This window comes from Ruegeria sp. A4, from assembly GCF_056543025.1.
In genome coordinates, this window is record NZ_JBQGAW010000001.1 from 1,152,359 (window position 1) to 1,168,155 (window position 15,797).

General features: G+C 59.0%; 13 protein-coding genes and 1 pseudogene. 12 read left to right on the forward strand and 2 right to left on the reverse strand.

The genetic code is table 11. The features are described from left to right. Positions 1 to 55 precede the first annotated feature (55 nt). The 8 genes and pseudogenes from ACR0E2_RS05745 to ACR0E2_RS05780 all read left to right on the forward strand — a co-directional run bounded on the left by ACR0E2_RS05745 (position 56) and on the right by ACR0E2_RS05780 (position 8,737). The gene (locus tag ACR0E2_RS05745; protein WP_253286096.1) at positions 56 to 856 is read left to right on the forward strand and encodes a TRAP transporter small permease subunit; all 801 of its coding nucleotides are present in this window, start codon (positions 56 to 58) and stop codon (positions 854 to 856) included. Then, positions 856 to 2,478: a TRAP transporter large permease gene (locus ACR0E2_RS05750; protein WP_480445589.1), complete on the forward strand. Its 1,623-nt coding sequence runs from the start codon at positions 856 to 858 to the stop codon at positions 2,476 to 2,478. The genes ACR0E2_RS05745 and ACR0E2_RS05750 overlap by 1 nt, the downstream gene beginning before the upstream one ends. A 10-nt stretch (positions 2,479 to 2,488) precedes the next feature. After that, a complete protein-coding gene (locus ACR0E2_RS05755; RefSeq protein ID WP_480445590.1) occupies positions 2,489 to 3,439 on the forward strand; it encodes a phytanoyl-CoA dioxygenase family protein in 951 nt (316 codons plus the stop codon). A gap of 24 nt (positions 3,440 to 3,463) precedes the next feature. Next, entirely contained in the window at positions 3,464 to 4,966 is a 1,503-nt protein-coding gene (locus ACR0E2_RS05760) for a UxaA family hydrolase (protein ID WP_480445592.1), read from the forward strand. After that, positions 4,963 to 5,967: a Gfo/Idh/MocA family protein gene (locus tag ACR0E2_RS05765; protein ID WP_480445594.1), complete on the forward strand. Its 1,005-nt coding sequence runs from the start codon at positions 4,963 to 4,965 to the stop codon at positions 5,965 to 5,967. Before ACR0E2_RS05760 ends, ACR0E2_RS05765 begins: the two co-directional genes overlap by 4 nt. Before the next feature lie 101 nt (positions 5,968 to 6,068). Continuing rightward, a pseudogene (locus tag ACR0E2_RS05770) lies at positions 6,069 to 6,992 on the forward strand (NAD(P)-dependent oxidoreductase); the annotation flags it as partial. A gap of 3 nt (positions 6,993 to 6,995) precedes the next feature. Continuing rightward, positions 6,996 to 7,877, forward strand: a complete 882-nt coding sequence (locus tag ACR0E2_RS05775; protein ID WP_480445596.1) for a DMT family transporter — start codon at positions 6,996 to 6,998, stop codon at positions 7,875 to 7,877. Further along, positions 7,874 to 8,737, forward strand: coding sequence for a sugar kinase (locus ACR0E2_RS05780; RefSeq protein ID WP_480445598.1), 864 nt, complete (start codon positions 7,874 to 7,876; stop codon positions 8,735 to 8,737). Before ACR0E2_RS05775 ends, ACR0E2_RS05780 begins: the two co-directional genes overlap by 4 nt. Here ACR0E2_RS05780 and ACR0E2_RS05785 read toward each other — a convergent pair. Together ACR0E2_RS05785 and uxaC are read right to left on the reverse strand one after the other, a co-directional pair. Further along, the gene (locus ACR0E2_RS05785) at positions 8,724 to 9,920 is read right to left on the reverse strand and encodes a mannitol dehydrogenase family protein (protein ID WP_480445600.1); all 1,197 of its coding nucleotides are present in this window, start codon (positions 9,918 to 9,920) and stop codon (positions 8,724 to 8,726) included. The genes ACR0E2_RS05780 and ACR0E2_RS05785 overlap by 14 nt on opposite strands. Continuing rightward, entirely contained in the window at positions 9,921 to 11,264 is a 1,344-nt protein-coding gene (gene uxaC, locus ACR0E2_RS05790; protein WP_480445602.1) for a glucuronate isomerase, read from the reverse strand. Positions 11,265 to 11,387: 123 nt separating this feature from the next. Between uxaC and ACR0E2_RS05795 the strand changes: the two genes are divergently transcribed. The 4 genes from ACR0E2_RS05795 to uxuA are packed head-to-tail and all read left to right on the forward strand — an operon-like array spanning position 11,388 to position 15,629. Continuing rightward, positions 11,388 to 12,404 carry a Gfo/Idh/MocA family protein gene (locus tag ACR0E2_RS05795; RefSeq protein WP_480445603.1) on the forward strand — a complete coding sequence of 339 codons (1,017 nt, stop codon included), beginning with the start codon at positions 11,388 to 11,390 and terminating at the stop codon, positions 12,402 to 12,404. After that, positions 12,401 to 13,402 (forward strand): Gfo/Idh/MocA family protein, encoded by a 1,002-nt coding sequence (locus ACR0E2_RS05800; protein ID WP_480445605.1) that lies wholly within the window; start codon positions 12,401 to 12,403, stop codon positions 13,400 to 13,402. Before ACR0E2_RS05795 ends, ACR0E2_RS05800 begins: the two co-directional genes overlap by 4 nt. Further along, a complete protein-coding gene (locus tag ACR0E2_RS05805; RefSeq protein WP_480445607.1) occupies positions 13,399 to 14,451 on the forward strand; it encodes a Gfo/Idh/MocA family protein in 1,053 nt (350 codons plus the stop codon). Before ACR0E2_RS05800 ends, ACR0E2_RS05805 begins: the two co-directional genes overlap by 4 nt. Beyond that, on the forward strand, positions 14,448 to 15,629 hold the full coding sequence (gene uxuA, locus ACR0E2_RS05810; RefSeq protein WP_480445608.1) for a mannonate dehydratase: 1,182 nt from the start codon (positions 14,448 to 14,450) through the stop codon (positions 15,627 to 15,629). The genes ACR0E2_RS05805 and uxuA overlap by 4 nt, the downstream gene beginning before the upstream one ends. Positions 15,630 to 15,797 lie beyond the last annotated feature (168 nt).

The following is a 15,797-nucleotide window of genomic DNA, read 5'->3' on the forward strand; positions in this document are numbered from 1 at the left end:
CGAGGGTTACGCGATGCACAAGAATTCAGGCGGACCAATTGAATGGCTCATACCGTTGGCCTTCGTCGCGACAGCCAGTTGGCTTGTTTGGCATCTTCCAGCATTCCTGTTGGATTGGCTGCCTTACACCTCTGAATCCCTCAAAAGCCAGGTAACGGAAATATATCTACGCAGCGACGTCACGCCCGAATTGCCTGGTGTGTTCGGGGGGTTTGTCGACATCATCGACGTGGCCGCGCTCGTCCTTCTGCCGTTTCTTGCAGTGATTGGTACAAAGACCGTACGCCCGGCGACGATGGAGTTCGAAGGCTCGACGGTTATGGATCGTTTCGCCCTGTTCATCGGCCGAGTTACGATGATGATGATCGCAATCATGACTGTCGTCATGCTCTACGAAGTCTTCATGCGCTATATCCTTGAGAAGCCGACCGAGTGGGCCAACGAAATGACGCTCTGGTTCGCCAGCTTTGTGTTTTTGATGTCTGGCTACTACGCCATGCAGCAACGCAGTCACATACGAATATTCCTGCTTTACGACGCAGTTCCACGTTGGCTTCAGCGCGTTTTTGACACGGTTTCAACAATACTGATCGTCCTGTTTGCCTTCTTTCTGGTCTACGGCAGTTACAAACAGGTGTTCGTCAACAAGCTCTATAAATGGGAGCTTTACGGCTCCGCCTTCAATCCTCCGATCCCGGCGACGTTGCAGCCGATGGTACTGATCGTGATTACGCTCGTCGCAATGCAGGCAATTTTGAACTTGGTCGCGGATTGGAACAAAGAACCGGAAATCCACACAGATGAACCGGACGAAGACGAAATTGAAATGATCAAACGGGCGGTGGGACAAGACTGATGGATATTGGAACAATCTCACTCATCCTGATGGTCGCCTTGATCATTCTCCTGGCGATCGGGATGCCCCTGGGTCTGGCCTCGGCTTCGCTTGCGGTTCTGGTTCTTGTCCTGAAGTTCGAACCGACACTTCTTTTGAACCCGTTTACATTCGGCGACGGGATTCTCACCGGGCGGCCAGGCACTGGGCCGCTGTATATCCTGGCGCAAAAGATATACGGGCTCTTAACGGACTACGTGCTTATATCCGTGCCTTTGTTTATCTTCATGGCGTCGCTGCTAGAGCGGTCCGGGATCGCGCGCGACATGTATTCGTCGCTGAATGTCTGGCTGTCCAGAACGCGTGGCGGTATCGCGATCGTGACCTCGATCATGGCAGTGATCATGGCGGCCATGTCCGGCATCATCGGCGGTGAGGTTGTCCTGCTGGGCCTGATCGCCCTGCCCCAGATGCTGCGCCTCGGTTATGATCAGAACCTCGCGATCGGCGTCATCTGCGCCTCGGGGTCGCTGGGTACAATGATCCCGCCTTCGATCGTTCTGATCATCTATGGGCTGATCACCGAAACCTCGATCAAGTCGCTGTTCACCGCATCTTTCATTCCCGGCTTCATGCTGGCCTCGATGATCATCCTGTACATCATCATTCGCACGCGGCTGAATCCTCACCACGCGCCGCTGCCGGAGCCGGACCCGAGCGACCCCGAACCGGCCGAAAAGCGCAAACTGTTTGCGGCCTTCATGAGCATCGTCGTCGCTGGGTTTTCTACTGTTCTTTTTATCCGGGCCGCGTTTTTCGAGCTTTCCGGCTCGAACGCTGCCAGCCAGGGCGAGCCCGCACGGCTGGGTACGGCTGACTACCTGCCCTGGTTTGCCGGCATCACGATCATCGCGCTACTGCTGATCTTCTTCGTCTTTGGCAGACAGCGCGCCAAAATCGGGTGGGAAATGGGCAAAGGTCTCGTCGCGCCGCTGGTCGTCATCGGCGTCGTACTCGGCTCGATCTATGGCGGGATCACCGGCATCACCGAGGCTGCAGGCATGGGCGCCTTCGCCGTTCTAATCATCGCCATCCTGCGGGGCGAAGGATCGTTCGAGCTGGTTTGGGACAGCTTGATGCGGACGCTCAAATCCACAGGCACCATCATATGGGTCACCATCGGGGCCGCCGCGCTGGCGGGTGCCTACACCATTGCCGGCGGACCCCAATACGTGGCCGACCTGATCGTCGGGCAAGACCTGCCGACCATGCTGGTCATTCTGGTAATGATGCTGATCCTGCTGTTCATGGGCGCGTTCATGGATTGGGTCGGCATCGTGTTGCTAATCATTCCGGTCTTTCTGCCGATCGTCCTGCGCCTTCCTATCGAGGAAATCGGTCTCATTGGCGAGTTGCAACCGAGTCATGTCGCGATCTGGTTTGGCGTCGTGTTCTGTATGAACATGCAGGTCAGCTTCCTGTCCCCCCCGTTCGGCCCGGCTGCGTTCTATCTTAAGTCGGTGGCCCCGCCGCATATCAGCCTGACGGATATCTTCCGCGGCTTCCTGCCATTCATCGGGATCCAGTTGCTGGCGCTTTCCGTTCTTCTGATCTGGCCGGGCATCATCGCGCTGCTTTTGTGAGGTCGCACACATGCTGACACAAGATCAGATTGGCAAGTTCCAGACCGATGGATACCTCGTGGTCGAGGATGTAATTCCCGGCGATGTCCTGGATCGGGTGCAGTCCGAATACTCGGATGTCCTGAACCGGCTATATGACGGTTGGTACGATAAAGGGCTGGTCAAGGACGAGCCGTCCGGAATGTCCTTCTGGGACAAACTCCTGTCCGCCTATCAGGCCGGTTGCGACTATTTCCAGCCGCTGGACATCTCATTGCCCGGCGACCGGATCATGGCGGACACACCTTTCCATATTGGGCCCGCCGTGTTCGACTTGCTGACGGCCCAACCCATGCTGGACATCGTCGAGCAGTTGATCGGGTCAGAGTTGGTCAGCAATCCGATCCAGCATGTTCGGCTGAAGCCCCCTGCCCTCAAGCTGTCCAAGGACGAGGTGCGGGCGCATATCACCGCAACGGACTGGCATCAGGACCGGGCAGTTGCGTTGGAGGATGCGGACCAGACCGACATGGTCACGGTTTGGATCGCCGTCAACGATGCAACGGTCGAAAACGGCTGCCTGCAAGTGCTGCCAATGGCACAGGACCAATCTATCCTGCCGCATTGTGCGCGGACGCAGACAGGCATAGCCGACGGGTTCATTGACGAAGACCGCGCCCTGCCCCTGCCTGTCAAGGCGGGCGGGATCATCCTGTTTCACCCTCTGACGCCACATGCGTCGCTGGTCAATGAAACGGACCGGTTCCGCTGGTCGTTCGACATCCGCTTCAGTGCAGCAGGCCAACCCACCGGTCGAGATCATTTCCCCAGCTTCATCGCGAGGTCCAGATCGCGCCCCGAAACCGAGCTGCGGGATTGGCGTGTCTGCAAGTCAAATTGGGAGGCGGCGCGGGCAAGGCTGTCCGGGCAGCCGCACATAGATATTCACCGGTGGACATCGGACTCGCCCTTTTGCGCTTAGATTCGGCTGCCAGGAAAGCTGATTATGACTTTTGTACGTTTAGATCGAACGGATAGCGTGGTGGTTGCAACTCGGCTGCTGGGGGCCGGCAGTGTGGTCGAGGATGTCACGACCAATGCGCGCATCCCCTCAGGCCACAAGGTCGCCACGCAGATGATTGTACCGGGCGATCCGGTGAGAAAATATGCCCAGATCATCGGTTACGCGACCCAAATGATCCACCCCGGCGATCATGTGCATACCCACAATGTCGAGTTCCGCAACACCAGCGTGGACTACGAGTATGCGACTGATCACAGGCCTATGAGACCCGCCGCCTCGGTCGATACATTCATGGGCTACCATCGGGGCAACGGTCGGGTCGGTACGCGGAATTACATCGCGGTTCTGACCACCGTGAACTGTTCGGCGACGGCGGCTCGCATGATCGCCAATCACTTCACGCCGGACAAGCTGGCCGAGTATCCAAATGTCGACGGCGTGGTGGCCTTTGTCCACGGAACGGGCTGCGGAATGGCCGATTCAGGCGACGGTTTCGAAGCTCTCCAACGGGTCATGTGGGGGTTTGCCAAACATCCCAATCACGCTGCCGTTCTGATGGTCGGTCTGGGCTGCGAGATGAACCAGATCGACTGGCTGTTGAATGCATATGGGTTGAAACAGAGCCCCACTTTCCAGACGATGAACATCCAGAACATCGCCGGACTGCGCCGGACCGTGGAAATGGGCATTACCAAGATTAATCAGATGCTTCCCATTGCCAATGAGGCACGGCGCAGCGAAGCCCCTGCGTCCGAATTGATGGTTGCGCTGCAATGCGGTGGATCGGACGCCTGGTCCGGAGTGACCGCGAACCCGGCGCTTGGACGCGCCTGCGATCTGTTGGTCGCCCAAGGCGGCACGGGTGTCTTGGCGGAGACGCCCGAAATTTACGGAGCCGAACACCTTTTGACCCGCCGTGCCCTTGATCGCGCAACCGGGGAAAGGCTGATCGGACTGATCGATTGGTGGCAGGACTACACCGCCCGCAATCACGGTTCGATGGACAACAACCCAAGCCCCGGCAACAAACAAGGGGGTTTGACGACCATCCTTGAAAAATCGCTGGGGGCGGCGGCGAAGGGCGGAACCAGCCCTTTGACCGGTGTGTTCAAATACGCCGAACCCATCACCGCAAAGGGCTTCACCTTTATGGACAGCCCCGGATATGACCCAGCCTCGGTGACAGGCCAGATCGCGGCTGGGTGCAACCTTGTGTGCTTCACCACGGGGCGCGGCTCTGCATTTGGATCGAAACCGGCGCCCACGCTTAAAATCGCCACCAATTCGGAATTGGCAGCGCGCATGCCCGAAGACATGGACGTGGATGCAGGCGACATCCTGACCAAAGGCGTCAGCGTCGAAGAAAAAGGACAGGAAATATACCGACGACTGCTCCAAGTCGCCTCGGGCGAGCGAACCAAGTCCGAGGCGCAGGGCTTGGGTGATTACGAGTTCGTTCCCTGGCAGATCGGAGCGGTGATGTGAAACGGATCCTTGTAGCCGGCGGCGGGTTGATAGGTATCCGCCACGTCCGCGCCGTGATCGAGCATCCCGGCTGCACGTTGGTCGGGTTGGCCGATCCAGACGGCTCGATCCAGATCGGCGCGCCGCGTTTTGCCGGTATGGACGAGGTGCGGGACCCGGTGGATGGTGTCATCATCGCGACGCCGACCCGCCTGCATGCCGAACATGGCATTCTGGCCGCATCCCGCGGTTGGCACATGCTGATCGAAAAGCCGGTTGCCGCGTCGGTCGAAGATGCCCTGCGCCTTAAGACGGCCGTTAGCGAGGCCAATGTCCGAAGCCTGGTCGGCCACCACCGGCGGTATCACAGCACCTTGCAGCACCTGAAAAAAGTGATCGAGAACGGTACGATCGGACAAGTCATCAACGTCTCGTTGTTGTGGGCCATGCGTAAACCCGAGAGCTATTTTGAACAGAACTGGCGGACTTCGGATGGCAGCCCGGTCATGATCAACCTGGTGCATGATATCGATGTCCTGCGCTTTGTGATCGGAGAAATCTCGGATGTCGTCGCCCTGCCCGGTGCGTCGATCCGCGGGTCGGATCGGATAGAAAGCGGCGCGGTCGCGATTGCGTTCGAAAACGGCGCGACGGGCGCCATCAGCTTTGCTGACACCGCGCCCAGTCCTTGGGGGTTTGAAGCCGGAACCGGCGAAAATCCGAACATCGGCACGACCCACCAGGACATGATGTGGATCACGGGAACCAGCGGCGCTGTCAGTTTTCCCTCTATGACCCTGTGGCGCGGAAATGATTGGAGCACTGCGGCCCAAAAAAACCAACTTACACGACGGGAACAGCAACGCGCACCGCTGGAGGCGCAACTGGATCACTTTCTTGACGTGATCGACGGCGCGTCTCCACTGATCGACGTCGAGGATGCGGCCCGGACGCTCGAAGTCACATCAAGGATCGAAATGGGGCTTAAGGCGCGATCAGCTCGAGTGCGGGCGCCGGCCTGATGTACATGCGGTCCGGCAATATACCTGCCACTCAAGAACCAGCGATTGTCCTCCGGGCGAATTAGCATCCAAACCGCGAAACCGCACACACCAGACACAAGAATGAAAACCAGACACATTCACGGAAAGGGAAACCAATGAGCAAACCATCAATCGGGTTTATCGGCCTGGGTCTCATGGGCGGAGCCATGGTGAGCCGGCTGTTGGACCAGGGATACTCGGTCACCGTGTTGGGAAACCGAGACCGCACACATCTGGATGCCGCGATTGACCGGGGCGCCCGCGAGGCGCAAAACGCCCGGGAACTGGCTCAGGCCAGCGACATCGTGATGCTGTGCATGGGAACGTCCGAGCAGGTCGAAGGCCGTATGCGTGGTACTGATGGAGTGATCGCGGGACTGAAGCCCGGGGCGATCGTCATCGACTTTGGCACCTCGCTTCCGGGCAGTACACGGGCCCTGGCCGAGGAGGTGGCCGCAGCCGGCGGAAGCTATCTTGATGCGCCGCTGGGCCGGACGCCCTCGCACGCGCTGGAAGGCAAGCTCAACATCATGACGTCCGGCGACAAGGCGGCCTTTGACAAGGCCGAGCCGACACTGAAGGATCTGGGTGAAAACGTCTTTTACCTTGGCCCGGTCGGATCGGGACACACCATCAAACTGATCAACAACTTCTTCGGCATGACGGTCGCGAACGCGATGGCCGAGGCCTTTGCCATGGCTGATATCACCGGCGTTGACCGCAAGCAGCTGTACGACGTGATGGCCGCAGGGCCGCTGCATTCCGGAATGATGGATTTCGTCAAAGCCTACGGTGTCGAGAATGATCCAAACCAGCTGGCCTTTGCCATCAAGAACGCCGCAAAAGACCTTGGGTATTATGATCGAATGGCGCGCGAGGCAGGCGTTACAAGCGTGATGTCGCAGGGTGCGCTTTCGGCGCTGAACGACGCGCGCGACCACGGTCAGGCGGATGACATGGTCAGCCAGATGGTTGACTATTACGTCAAGCGTTTCAACACCTGATCGATGGGCGTCACCGCCAACCCCACTGCGGACTTGCCGCGCCTTGGCATCGTGCTGATGCTGATGGCGTGGCTGTTCTTTTCGCTGGTGGACCTTGGGGCCAAGTGGCTGGCGTTGGCCGGCGTGCCGGCGTTTCAGTTGGCGTTCATGCGTTATGCAGGGCACTTCGTGATCTCAGTCGGCGTGATCGCCAAGGGCGGGATCGAGGCTGGTCGGTTCAAGACGGACCACCCTTGGCAGGTGATAAGCCGGGCCTTGTTGCTGATCTCGGCGACTGTTTTCAACTTTTATGCCCTGCGGTTTTTGCCCCTGACCGTCGTGTCTGCAATCATGTTTTCCAGCCCGGTCATTGTGTGTTTTCTGTCCGTCTTTGTGTTGAAAGAAAGCGTGGGCCCATGGCGTTGGGCGGCCATCATCCTGGGCTTTTTGGGGGTGTTGGTTGTCGTGCGGCCGTTTGGTTCGGCCTTTCATCCGACCATGCTGCTGATCGTCTACAATGCCACCGCTTTGGCCTTGTACTCGATCATGACGCGCAGGCTGTCGGGGGTTGTTGCCGTGGACACCATGCAATTCTACCTCGGGCTTACCGGGACTGTGGTTCTGTTGCCCTTCGCCCTCTGGTTCTGGGTCCAGCCGGAAAACACCTGGAGCCTGATTGTCCTGATCGGCCTTGGCGTCTTTGGCTGGGGCGGGCATCAACTGCTGACGAACGCGCATCGGTTTGGAACGGCCAACCAGTTGATGCCATTTACCTATTCGTTCCTGATCTATGTTGCGATCTGGGGTTATCTGTTCTTTGACACGGTACCCGACGCATTCACGTTGGCAGGGGCTGCGCTTATCATGGCTGCCGGTCTCATCATCTGGAAAAGAGAAAAGAAATGACGCGAATTGCCTGCATCGGCGAAGCAATGATCGAATTGTCCATGCTGGAAACCGGCGCACAGGTCGGCGTCGCGGGGGATACGCTGAACACAGCCATCTACATGCGCCGCGCAGCGCCTGACATGCAGGTGGAGTATGTGACATGTCTGGGTGACGACCCGTTTTCGGGGCGCATCGCGGACTTCATCGACAGCCATCGCATCGGGACATCCGGCATCCGCATCATTCCGAACGCCTCTCCTGGATTATACGCAATCACGACATCCGCGGACGGTGAACGCAGCTTTACATATTGGCGCAGTGAGGCGGCCGCCCGTCAGCTTTTTGCCGATCACAATTTCAGCCCGCTAAATGGTTATGATGTGCTCTACTTGTCAGGTATTTCCGTGGCCATTCTTCCGCATGCGGTTCGGCTTGCGCTTCTGGACTGGCTCGAAGGCTCTTCCGTCCGGTTGGTCTATGACAGCAACTTTCGCCCCCGTCTTTGGGATAGCGTTGAACACGCCCGGCAGATCAATCAACGGCTTTGGCGGCGTGCAGACATTGCACTTCCGTCTATTGACGACGAGATGGCGCTGTTCGGGGAAAGCGCCGATCAGGTGGCAGCACGCTTTGCCGACCATCACGGCATCGGTGCGTTGAAACGCGGAGAGAACGGCCCTCTGTCCATCGGTCAGGACATTGAACAAACCTATGAGCCTGCCAAGAGCGTACTGGATACCACAGCGGCGGGCGACAGTTTCAACGGTGGGTACCTCGCGGCCTTGCTGACCGGGAAATCACAGGCCGAGGCCCTGATGGCTGGACACAATCTGGCATCCACCGTTGTTCAGTTCCGCGGCGCGATCATTCCCGGATAAGTGGCGCGAGGTCTTCGGCGCCGACTAGACGCAAAAGCGGCACTAGCGGATCTTGCTGCTTTACCGCCGCGGCAATTTCCGACGCGCAAGGATCATTCAGCGCCCTGCCCTTGGCGGTCTCGGACGTGCAATAGGAAATCCAGGCCCGCACCCCCGTGATCACCGCCAGAGACCCGGTTTCACGGAGTGTGGGAATAAACCGATAGGGCAGCTTTTGGCTGCCATCCATCGCTATTTGGTCCAAACGGTGCGCCAGCTCAGAGTTTTCAAACCGGCGCAACAGAGCCTCGGCATAGTCCATGACCTGCGCTTGCAGCTCAGCGGGCAGCGTTGCGCCCGCATCCTTCATCAACCCGGAAACCAGCGGGCGCAAGACCGGGTCTCGAACCGCTTCGTGAACGTAGGTCAGGCCCCGATCCAAACCTGCATAAGCCAACAGGGAATGGGCACCGTTCAACATGCGCAGCTTTCGCATCTCGTGCGGGGCTACGTCTTCGACCAGTTGCACACCCGGCCAATCCGGGTGCGGACCGGCGAAACTGTCTTCGATCACCCACTCCGAGAACGCCTCGGTCGGAACAGCCATAGGATCGCCGCTGATTGCGCGAACGGCGTCCGTAGTAGCCGGGGTGATTCGGTCGACCATCGCGTTGGGAAAGCGAACGGCATCCCAATTGACGTCCAAACCGGCTGCATTCGCAAAATCGGAAACGGCCATCTCGAGCGTTTTTCCGTTTTCCATGCGGTTGTCGCAACTCAGCACCGTCACTGGCTTGCGCCGTTCCGCAAGGCCAAAAGCCAGAAACCCGATCAGCGTCGCAGGCCCTTGCCCCGCCAGATCGGCGGCAATCGCCGAGTCCTGAAGGTTCAGCTTGCCCGCGGCATCCAAATGATAACCTTTCTCGGTCACGGTCGCCGAGATAATCTCGGCATCCGCCATCGCGTCGAAAACCGCTGTACGATCCTCGGGCGCGACCAGAACGTCCCGCAGGGCCTTGATGCGCCGGACGCCCTGCCCCTGCACGCACAGGTCGTACTCGAAGTCCTGACGGGCCAATCCATCCCGAACTGAGGATGAACGCAGGCTGACGCCGACAACGTCCCATCCGCCCGCTTGATCGGTGTAGTCCAGCAAATGCGCTCGGGCAAAGTTTCCGAGGCCGAAGTGAAGAAGTGTACCCATCTAGCTTTGCAATCCATAAACCTGTTTCGCCAGATCGACCGCCAGCAACCGCGCAAGATGCTCGGCACTGTCCCGACTGAAGCAACCGCGCGCAACCTGCTCGGCCAGATGAATCGCCACTCCCCGCCGCCAAAGGTCGTGTCGTGCAGGAATGGACAGAAAGGCTCGCGTGTCGTCATTGAATCCGGCCAGGTTGAAATATCCGGCCGTTTCAACAACCTGATCGAAATACCTCGCAATCCCGGCTGGGCTGTCATGGAACCACCAAGGCGGCCCGATCCGAAGGCACGGCCAATGTCCCGCCATCGGGGCCAGTTCACGGGCATAGGTGCTTTCGTCCAGTGTAAACAGAATGATGCGCAGTTCCGCCGTGTTTCCGACCCGGTTCAACAGTGCCTCAAGGCCCGTGACCCAGTCCATCGCTATTGGAATGTCGGCCCCCTTATCCCGTCCGAAGTCCCGCATTACAGCGGGGTTCGTGTTGCGCTTGCTCCCAGCATGTATCTGCATGGTAAGACCATCATCGACAGACATCTGTGCCATTTCGATCAGCATATGCCCATAGAACCGGTGCGCGTCCTGTTCGGTCCCTTCCCGCCGTCTCAGCCGCTGGTACAGCGCATCCGGGTCCTCCAGCCACTCAGTCTGTACGCGTTCGATACCGTGGTCGGTGGCGGTACAACCAAGCTGGATGAAATAAGCCCGCCGCATCCGCAGCGCGTTGAGGTAGCCATCATAGCTGTCCAGATCGCAGCCTGTCAGTTCACCCAACTTGTTCAGGTTCTGTACGAACTCCGGATCCGCCCCATCCAAAACCCCGTCTGGGCGGAACGTCGGAACAACCCGCCCGCCCCAACCGCTTGCACGGATCTCCTGATGCTCCACGAGGCCGTCGAGAGCGGAATCCGTGGTAGCCAGAACCTCGATCCCGAACCTGTCGAACAAAGCCCTCGGGCGAAATTCGGGTTGCGCAAGCTTTTCTGAGATCTTTTCATAGATCAGATCAGCCGTGCGCGAAGACAACTCGTCAGACACGCCCAGCGTTTCATGCAGCACGTAGTTCATCCAGATCCGGGATGGCGTTCCCAGAAACAGATGCCAGTGCTCGGCAAAGGTGCGAAAAACGGCGCGAGGATCCTTCTTTCGCCCCTCTTCCCCAACGCCAAGTTCGGACAAGGGAACGCCCTGCGAATAAAGCATACGGAAGACGTAGTGGTCGGGAACCACCAACAGCTCTGCCGGGTTGGGAAACGGCGCATCGGTTGCAAACCAACCCGGATCGCAGTGACCATGCGGAGACACGATCGGCAGGTCCTTGATGCACAGATACAGGTCTTCTGCCATCCCATTCAAATTGCCAGTCAATTCTGCCTCCGATACTGCCGCCCGCAATTGTTAACACAGTTTTTAATGGTTGCATCTTTCCCGTTCGAACCCGCAGACTGACCGGGTGATCCGGGGGATTGAATGAATATTGCGCTGATTGGTTTGGGGATGGTCTCTGGCACGCATGTCGCCGCCATTCGGGCGTCGGATCAAGGCCTCAGTCTTGCCGGCGTCCTCGGGCGCAACCCTGAAAAAACAGCTGAGTACGCGCGGCGAAACGATACCCGTGCATTCCTCTCCGTCGAGGAAATCGCAAACGACCCAAACGTTGACTTTGCGATCATCGCAACCCCACCCGATCAGCGCACAGAGTTGGTGCGGGTTCTTTCGACCGCTTCGAAACCGATCCTGATGGAAAAACCCATCGAAAGAACGTTGGACGCAGCGACAGCCATTGTCGAGCAGTGCGAGATGTCTGGCGTGCCGCTGGGCATAGTCTTTCAGCACCGCGCCCGCGCCGCATCGCAGGCGCTGAAAGCAGCCATCGAACAGGACGAGTTGGGCGCGATCGCCACGGTCGAGATCCGTGTCCCCTGGTGGCGCGATCAAAGCTACTATGACGAACCGGGTCGCGGCACTTTTGCACGCGACGGGGGCGGCGTCATGATCTCGCAGGCAATCCACACGCTTGACTTAGCGATGTGGATGCTGGGGCCGATCTCGGACATTCAGGCCGTGATGAGGAAAACTCCACTACACGATCTCGAGGCCGAGGATTGGGCAGGTGCCATCTTTGAAATGGGGAACGGCGCGGTGGGCACGTTGATGGCAACCACCGCCGAATTCCCCGGGGCCGCTGAATCAATCGCCATCCAGGGCACGCGCGCCAAGGCGCATCTGGAGTCAGGTGTCCTGACCCTGACCACTTTCGACGGTCAGAAATCCACCATTGGCGAAACCGCCGCCACAGGCGGAGGAGCCGATCCCATGGCGTTCACGCATGCGTGGCATCAGACGGTCATCGAGGATTTTGCCAAGGCCGTTTCCAGTGGAACGCAGCCCATGGCCACCGGACGCAGTGCCCTTTTGACACACGCCGTCATAGACGCGATGCAGATCGCCAATCGAACCGGCCAGAAAACACGAGTCATCTCATGAGTCTGACCTGCGTCGCCCTTGGCCTGGACCACCGCCATATCTATGGCATGACGGAAAACATGCGCAAAATCGGCGTGGACTGCGTTGGCTATTGGACACAAGGCGATCCGGAAACGCTGGCGGGCTACGTCAAAAGGTTTCCCGATATTCCGCGGCTGGCCCGACTGGAAGACGCCCTGACCTGCGGGGCGGATCTCGCGCTGATTTCGGCAATACCGGCAGATAGGGCCGCGTTGACGATCCGCGCCATGCAGAATGGCATGGATGTCATGAGCGACAAGCCGGGCTGCACGACGTTCGAACAACTCGAGCAAATCAAGCAAACGGTCGCGGACACCGGTCGCATCTGGTCGGTGAACTTCTCCGAACGGTTCGAAACGCCCGTCAGCACCCGGGCGACCGAGTTGGTCGAGGCCGGTGCCATCGGGCGCGTGATCCAGACGGTCGGACTTGGCCCACACCGATTGAACCGGGCGACCCGGCCAGAATGGTTTTTTCAGCGTGACCGCTATGGCGGCATTCTGACCGACATCGCCTCTCATCAGATTGATCAGTTCCTGCACTACACGGGTTCGAAAACCGCAGAAATCACGAACGCCTATGTGGCGAACTATGCAAACCCTCAAGATCCCGGACTGCAGGATTTCGGCGAGGTCAATCTGCGCAGTGAGGATGGCACCGGGTACATCAGGGTTGACTGGTTCACGCCGGAGGCCTTGCCGAACTGGGGGGATGGTCGTCTGACGATCCTGGGCACCGAAGGATTTATCGAGTTGCGGAAATACGTCGATGTGGGTGGAGCACCGGGGACAGATCATCTGATCCTCGTCAATGGTGAAACCTGCCAAAAGATCGACGCATCCGACGCCGGCCTTCCATACTTTGCGCGCCTGGCCGATGACATTCGCAACCGGACCGAAACTGCGATGTCGCAGACCCACTGCTTTACGGTCATGGAACTGGCACTGTACGCGCAGGAAATGGCGGAACGCAGATGATCAACGTTGCGATCCTTGGCGCAGGTATCGGTGCGCAACATCTGAGCGCACTGGAACGGCTTGACCGTACTTTCCGGGTAACCGCCGTGGTCGACCAAAATAAGGACCGGATCGACCAGATCCGGCAGAACTCGGATTTTCGAGCACTGACCAATATTCAGGACGCGCTGGATGATCCGGCGATTGATGTCATCGACATCTGCTTACCGCCGCATCTGCATGTACCATCCACGCTCGCGGCACTGGCCGCAGGTAAACACGTTGTCTGCGAAAAGCCTCTTGCGAATTCGATGCGGGATGTGGATCGGATCACGGCAGCCGCACGCGACGCGGGCAAGGAGGTGTTTCCGGTTTTTCAATACCGGTGGGGACCGTCACTGGCCCAATTGCGCCACTTGCAACGCACAGGCCTGACCGGAGCGGTCCAAACTGCCGCGCTTGAAACCCATTGGTCCCGAGGGGCAGACTATTACGCGGTGCCGTGGCGGGGAACATGGGCGGGTGAACGCGGCGGCGCGGTGCTGGGCCACGCCATCCACAACCATGATCTGCTGACTCATATTGCGGGTGATATCGCCTGGGTGTCTGCGATGACCACAACGCGGGTCAACCCGATCGAGACCGAAGACTGCGCCGCAATCTGCTTCGGCATGACTTCCGGCGCTTTGTGCACAAGCAATATCACCTTGGGCGCAGCCACGGACGAAACCCGCCTGCGGTTCGTCTTTGAAAAGGTGACTGCCACTTCTGGCACCGAACCTTACGCTCCGGGTCAAACGCCCTGGACATTCGTCGCGCGGGACCCTGTGGATCAATCCGCTATCGACGAGGCCCTTGCAGCCGCCGCTGCCGAACCAACGGGGTTCGAAGGGTTCTTTACTGAAATCGGCAAGGCGCTGCGGTCCGAGGCAAATTCGGCCGTTACGTTGAAGGATGGCGCTGCGTCCATCGGCCTTGTGACGGCGATTTATCACGCGGCGCGCACCGGGCAGCGCGTTGCTCTTCCTATCAGGCCTGATCACCCGCTGTATGAAGGATGGCTGCCATGAAACAATGCTGGCGTTGGTTCGGACCCGATGATCCGATCGCCCTGGCCGATCTCCATCAGGTCGGGGTTCAGGGCATCGTCACCGCGCTGCATCACATCCCTCCGGGACAGCCCTGGGATGAACCAAGCATAGCCGACCGGCAGGCCGTTCTGGCCGCGGCCGGGTACAGTTGGGACGTTGTCGAAAGCCTGCCCGTCTCCGAGGCGATAAAGACACAGTCCGAAGACATGGCCGAACATCTGAAGGCGTACAAATCCAGCCTTCGGGCCCTGTCCGCCCGTGGCGTCAAAGTCGTTTGCTACAACTTCATGCCGATCCTGGATTGGACGCGCACCGCCCTTCGCGCCCCGCAGCCGCATGGCGGAACGGCCATGCTGTTCGACCTGACCGACTTTGCTGTATTTGACATACATATTCTCGAACGTCCGGGCGCGCCCGAAGACTATTCCAGCGCCGTCCAGCAAACGGCCAAGGATCGCTTCTTGCACATGTTGGATGAATCCAAAGCCCAGTTACAGCACAATGTCACTGCGGGATTGCCCGGCGCCAACGATCAGTGGAGCGTGCAGGACGTGCGCGCTTTGTTGCAGACATATGCGCATATCGACCGTGACCGGCTGCGCGCAAACCTCATCGATTTCCTGTCCGAGGTCGCTCCGGTGGCCCAAGAACTGGGGCTGCGCTTGTGCTGCCATCCTGATGACCCGCCATTCTCGTTGCTTGGCCTGCCGCGGATCATGTCCAGGTCCGATGACTACGGCGCCGTTTTGGATGCCGTCGATATACCGTCGAATGGCGCAACGTTGTGTACCGGGTCCCTGGGTGTTTCCCCGGAATTCGATGGGCCGGATTTCGTGCGCCGGCATGGCGGCCGGATTCACTTTGTTCACTTGCGAAATACCCAACGCATCGCGGGGTCGGACAGACAGAAGCCGGATTTCTATGAGGCTCCGCATCTGGAGGGCGACACCGACATGGTCGGCACAATTCGCGAGTTGATGAACGAACAGCGCCGCCGCAAATCCCAAGGGCGTCGCGACTGGCAAATTCCGATGCGGCCCGACCACGGACAAGAACTGCTGAGCGATCTGGGTGGACACAGTACTCCCGGCTATCCGTTGATCGGGCGTATGCGCGGGCTTGCGGAACTGCGCGGCATCATGGCGGCGTTCTCGTAATGCGTCGGATCAGGCGGTTTCTTTTCGCCCGCAACACTTCTATGCTTGCCTGGGCGCCGCATTCTTCGTTTAATTACGGTACGTAAACGGGCAGCGGGGTGTCTTCCGGACTCGCCCGACGTCTGTTCAAGACGCGTGAAACTCCCGCGAAAACCGATGCGATTAGGC

Coding starts and splice junctions, on each gene's coding strand:
- ACR0E2_RS05780 (WP_480445598.1), top strand. CDS start 7,874: ATGACGCGAATTGCCTGCATCGGCGAAGCAATGATCGAATTGTCCATG.
- uxuA (WP_480445608.1), top strand. CDS start 14,448: ATGAAACAATGCTGGCGTTGGTTCGGACCCGATGATCCGATCGCCCTG.
- ACR0E2_RS05795 (WP_480445603.1), top strand. CDS start 11,388: ATGAATATTGCGCTGATTGGTTTGGGGATGGTCTCTGGCACGCATGTC.
- ACR0E2_RS05805 (WP_480445607.1), top strand. CDS start 13,399: ATGATCAACGTTGCGATCCTTGGCGCAGGTATCGGTGCGCAACATCTG.
- ACR0E2_RS05755 (WP_480445590.1), top strand. CDS start 2,489: ATGCTGACACAAGATCAGATTGGCAAGTTCCAGACCGATGGATACCTC.
- uxaC (WP_480445602.1), bottom strand. CDS start 11,264: ATGGCAGAAGACCTGTATCTGTGCATCAAGGACCTGCCGATCGTGTCT.
- ACR0E2_RS05760 (WP_480445592.1), top strand. CDS start 3,464: ATGACTTTTGTACGTTTAGATCGAACGGATAGCGTGGTGGTTGCAACT.
- ACR0E2_RS05775 (WP_480445596.1), top strand. CDS start 6,996: ATGGGCGTCACCGCCAACCCCACTGCGGACTTGCCGCGCCTTGGCATC.
- ACR0E2_RS05800 (WP_480445605.1), top strand. CDS start 12,401: ATGAGTCTGACCTGCGTCGCCCTTGGCCTGGACCACCGCCATATCTAT.
- ACR0E2_RS05785 (WP_480445600.1), bottom strand. CDS start 9,920: ATGGGTACACTTCTTCACTTCGGCCTCGGAAACTTTGCCCGAGCGCAT.
- ACR0E2_RS05750 (WP_480445589.1), top strand. CDS start 856: ATGGATATTGGAACAATCTCACTCATCCTGATGGTCGCCTTGATCATT.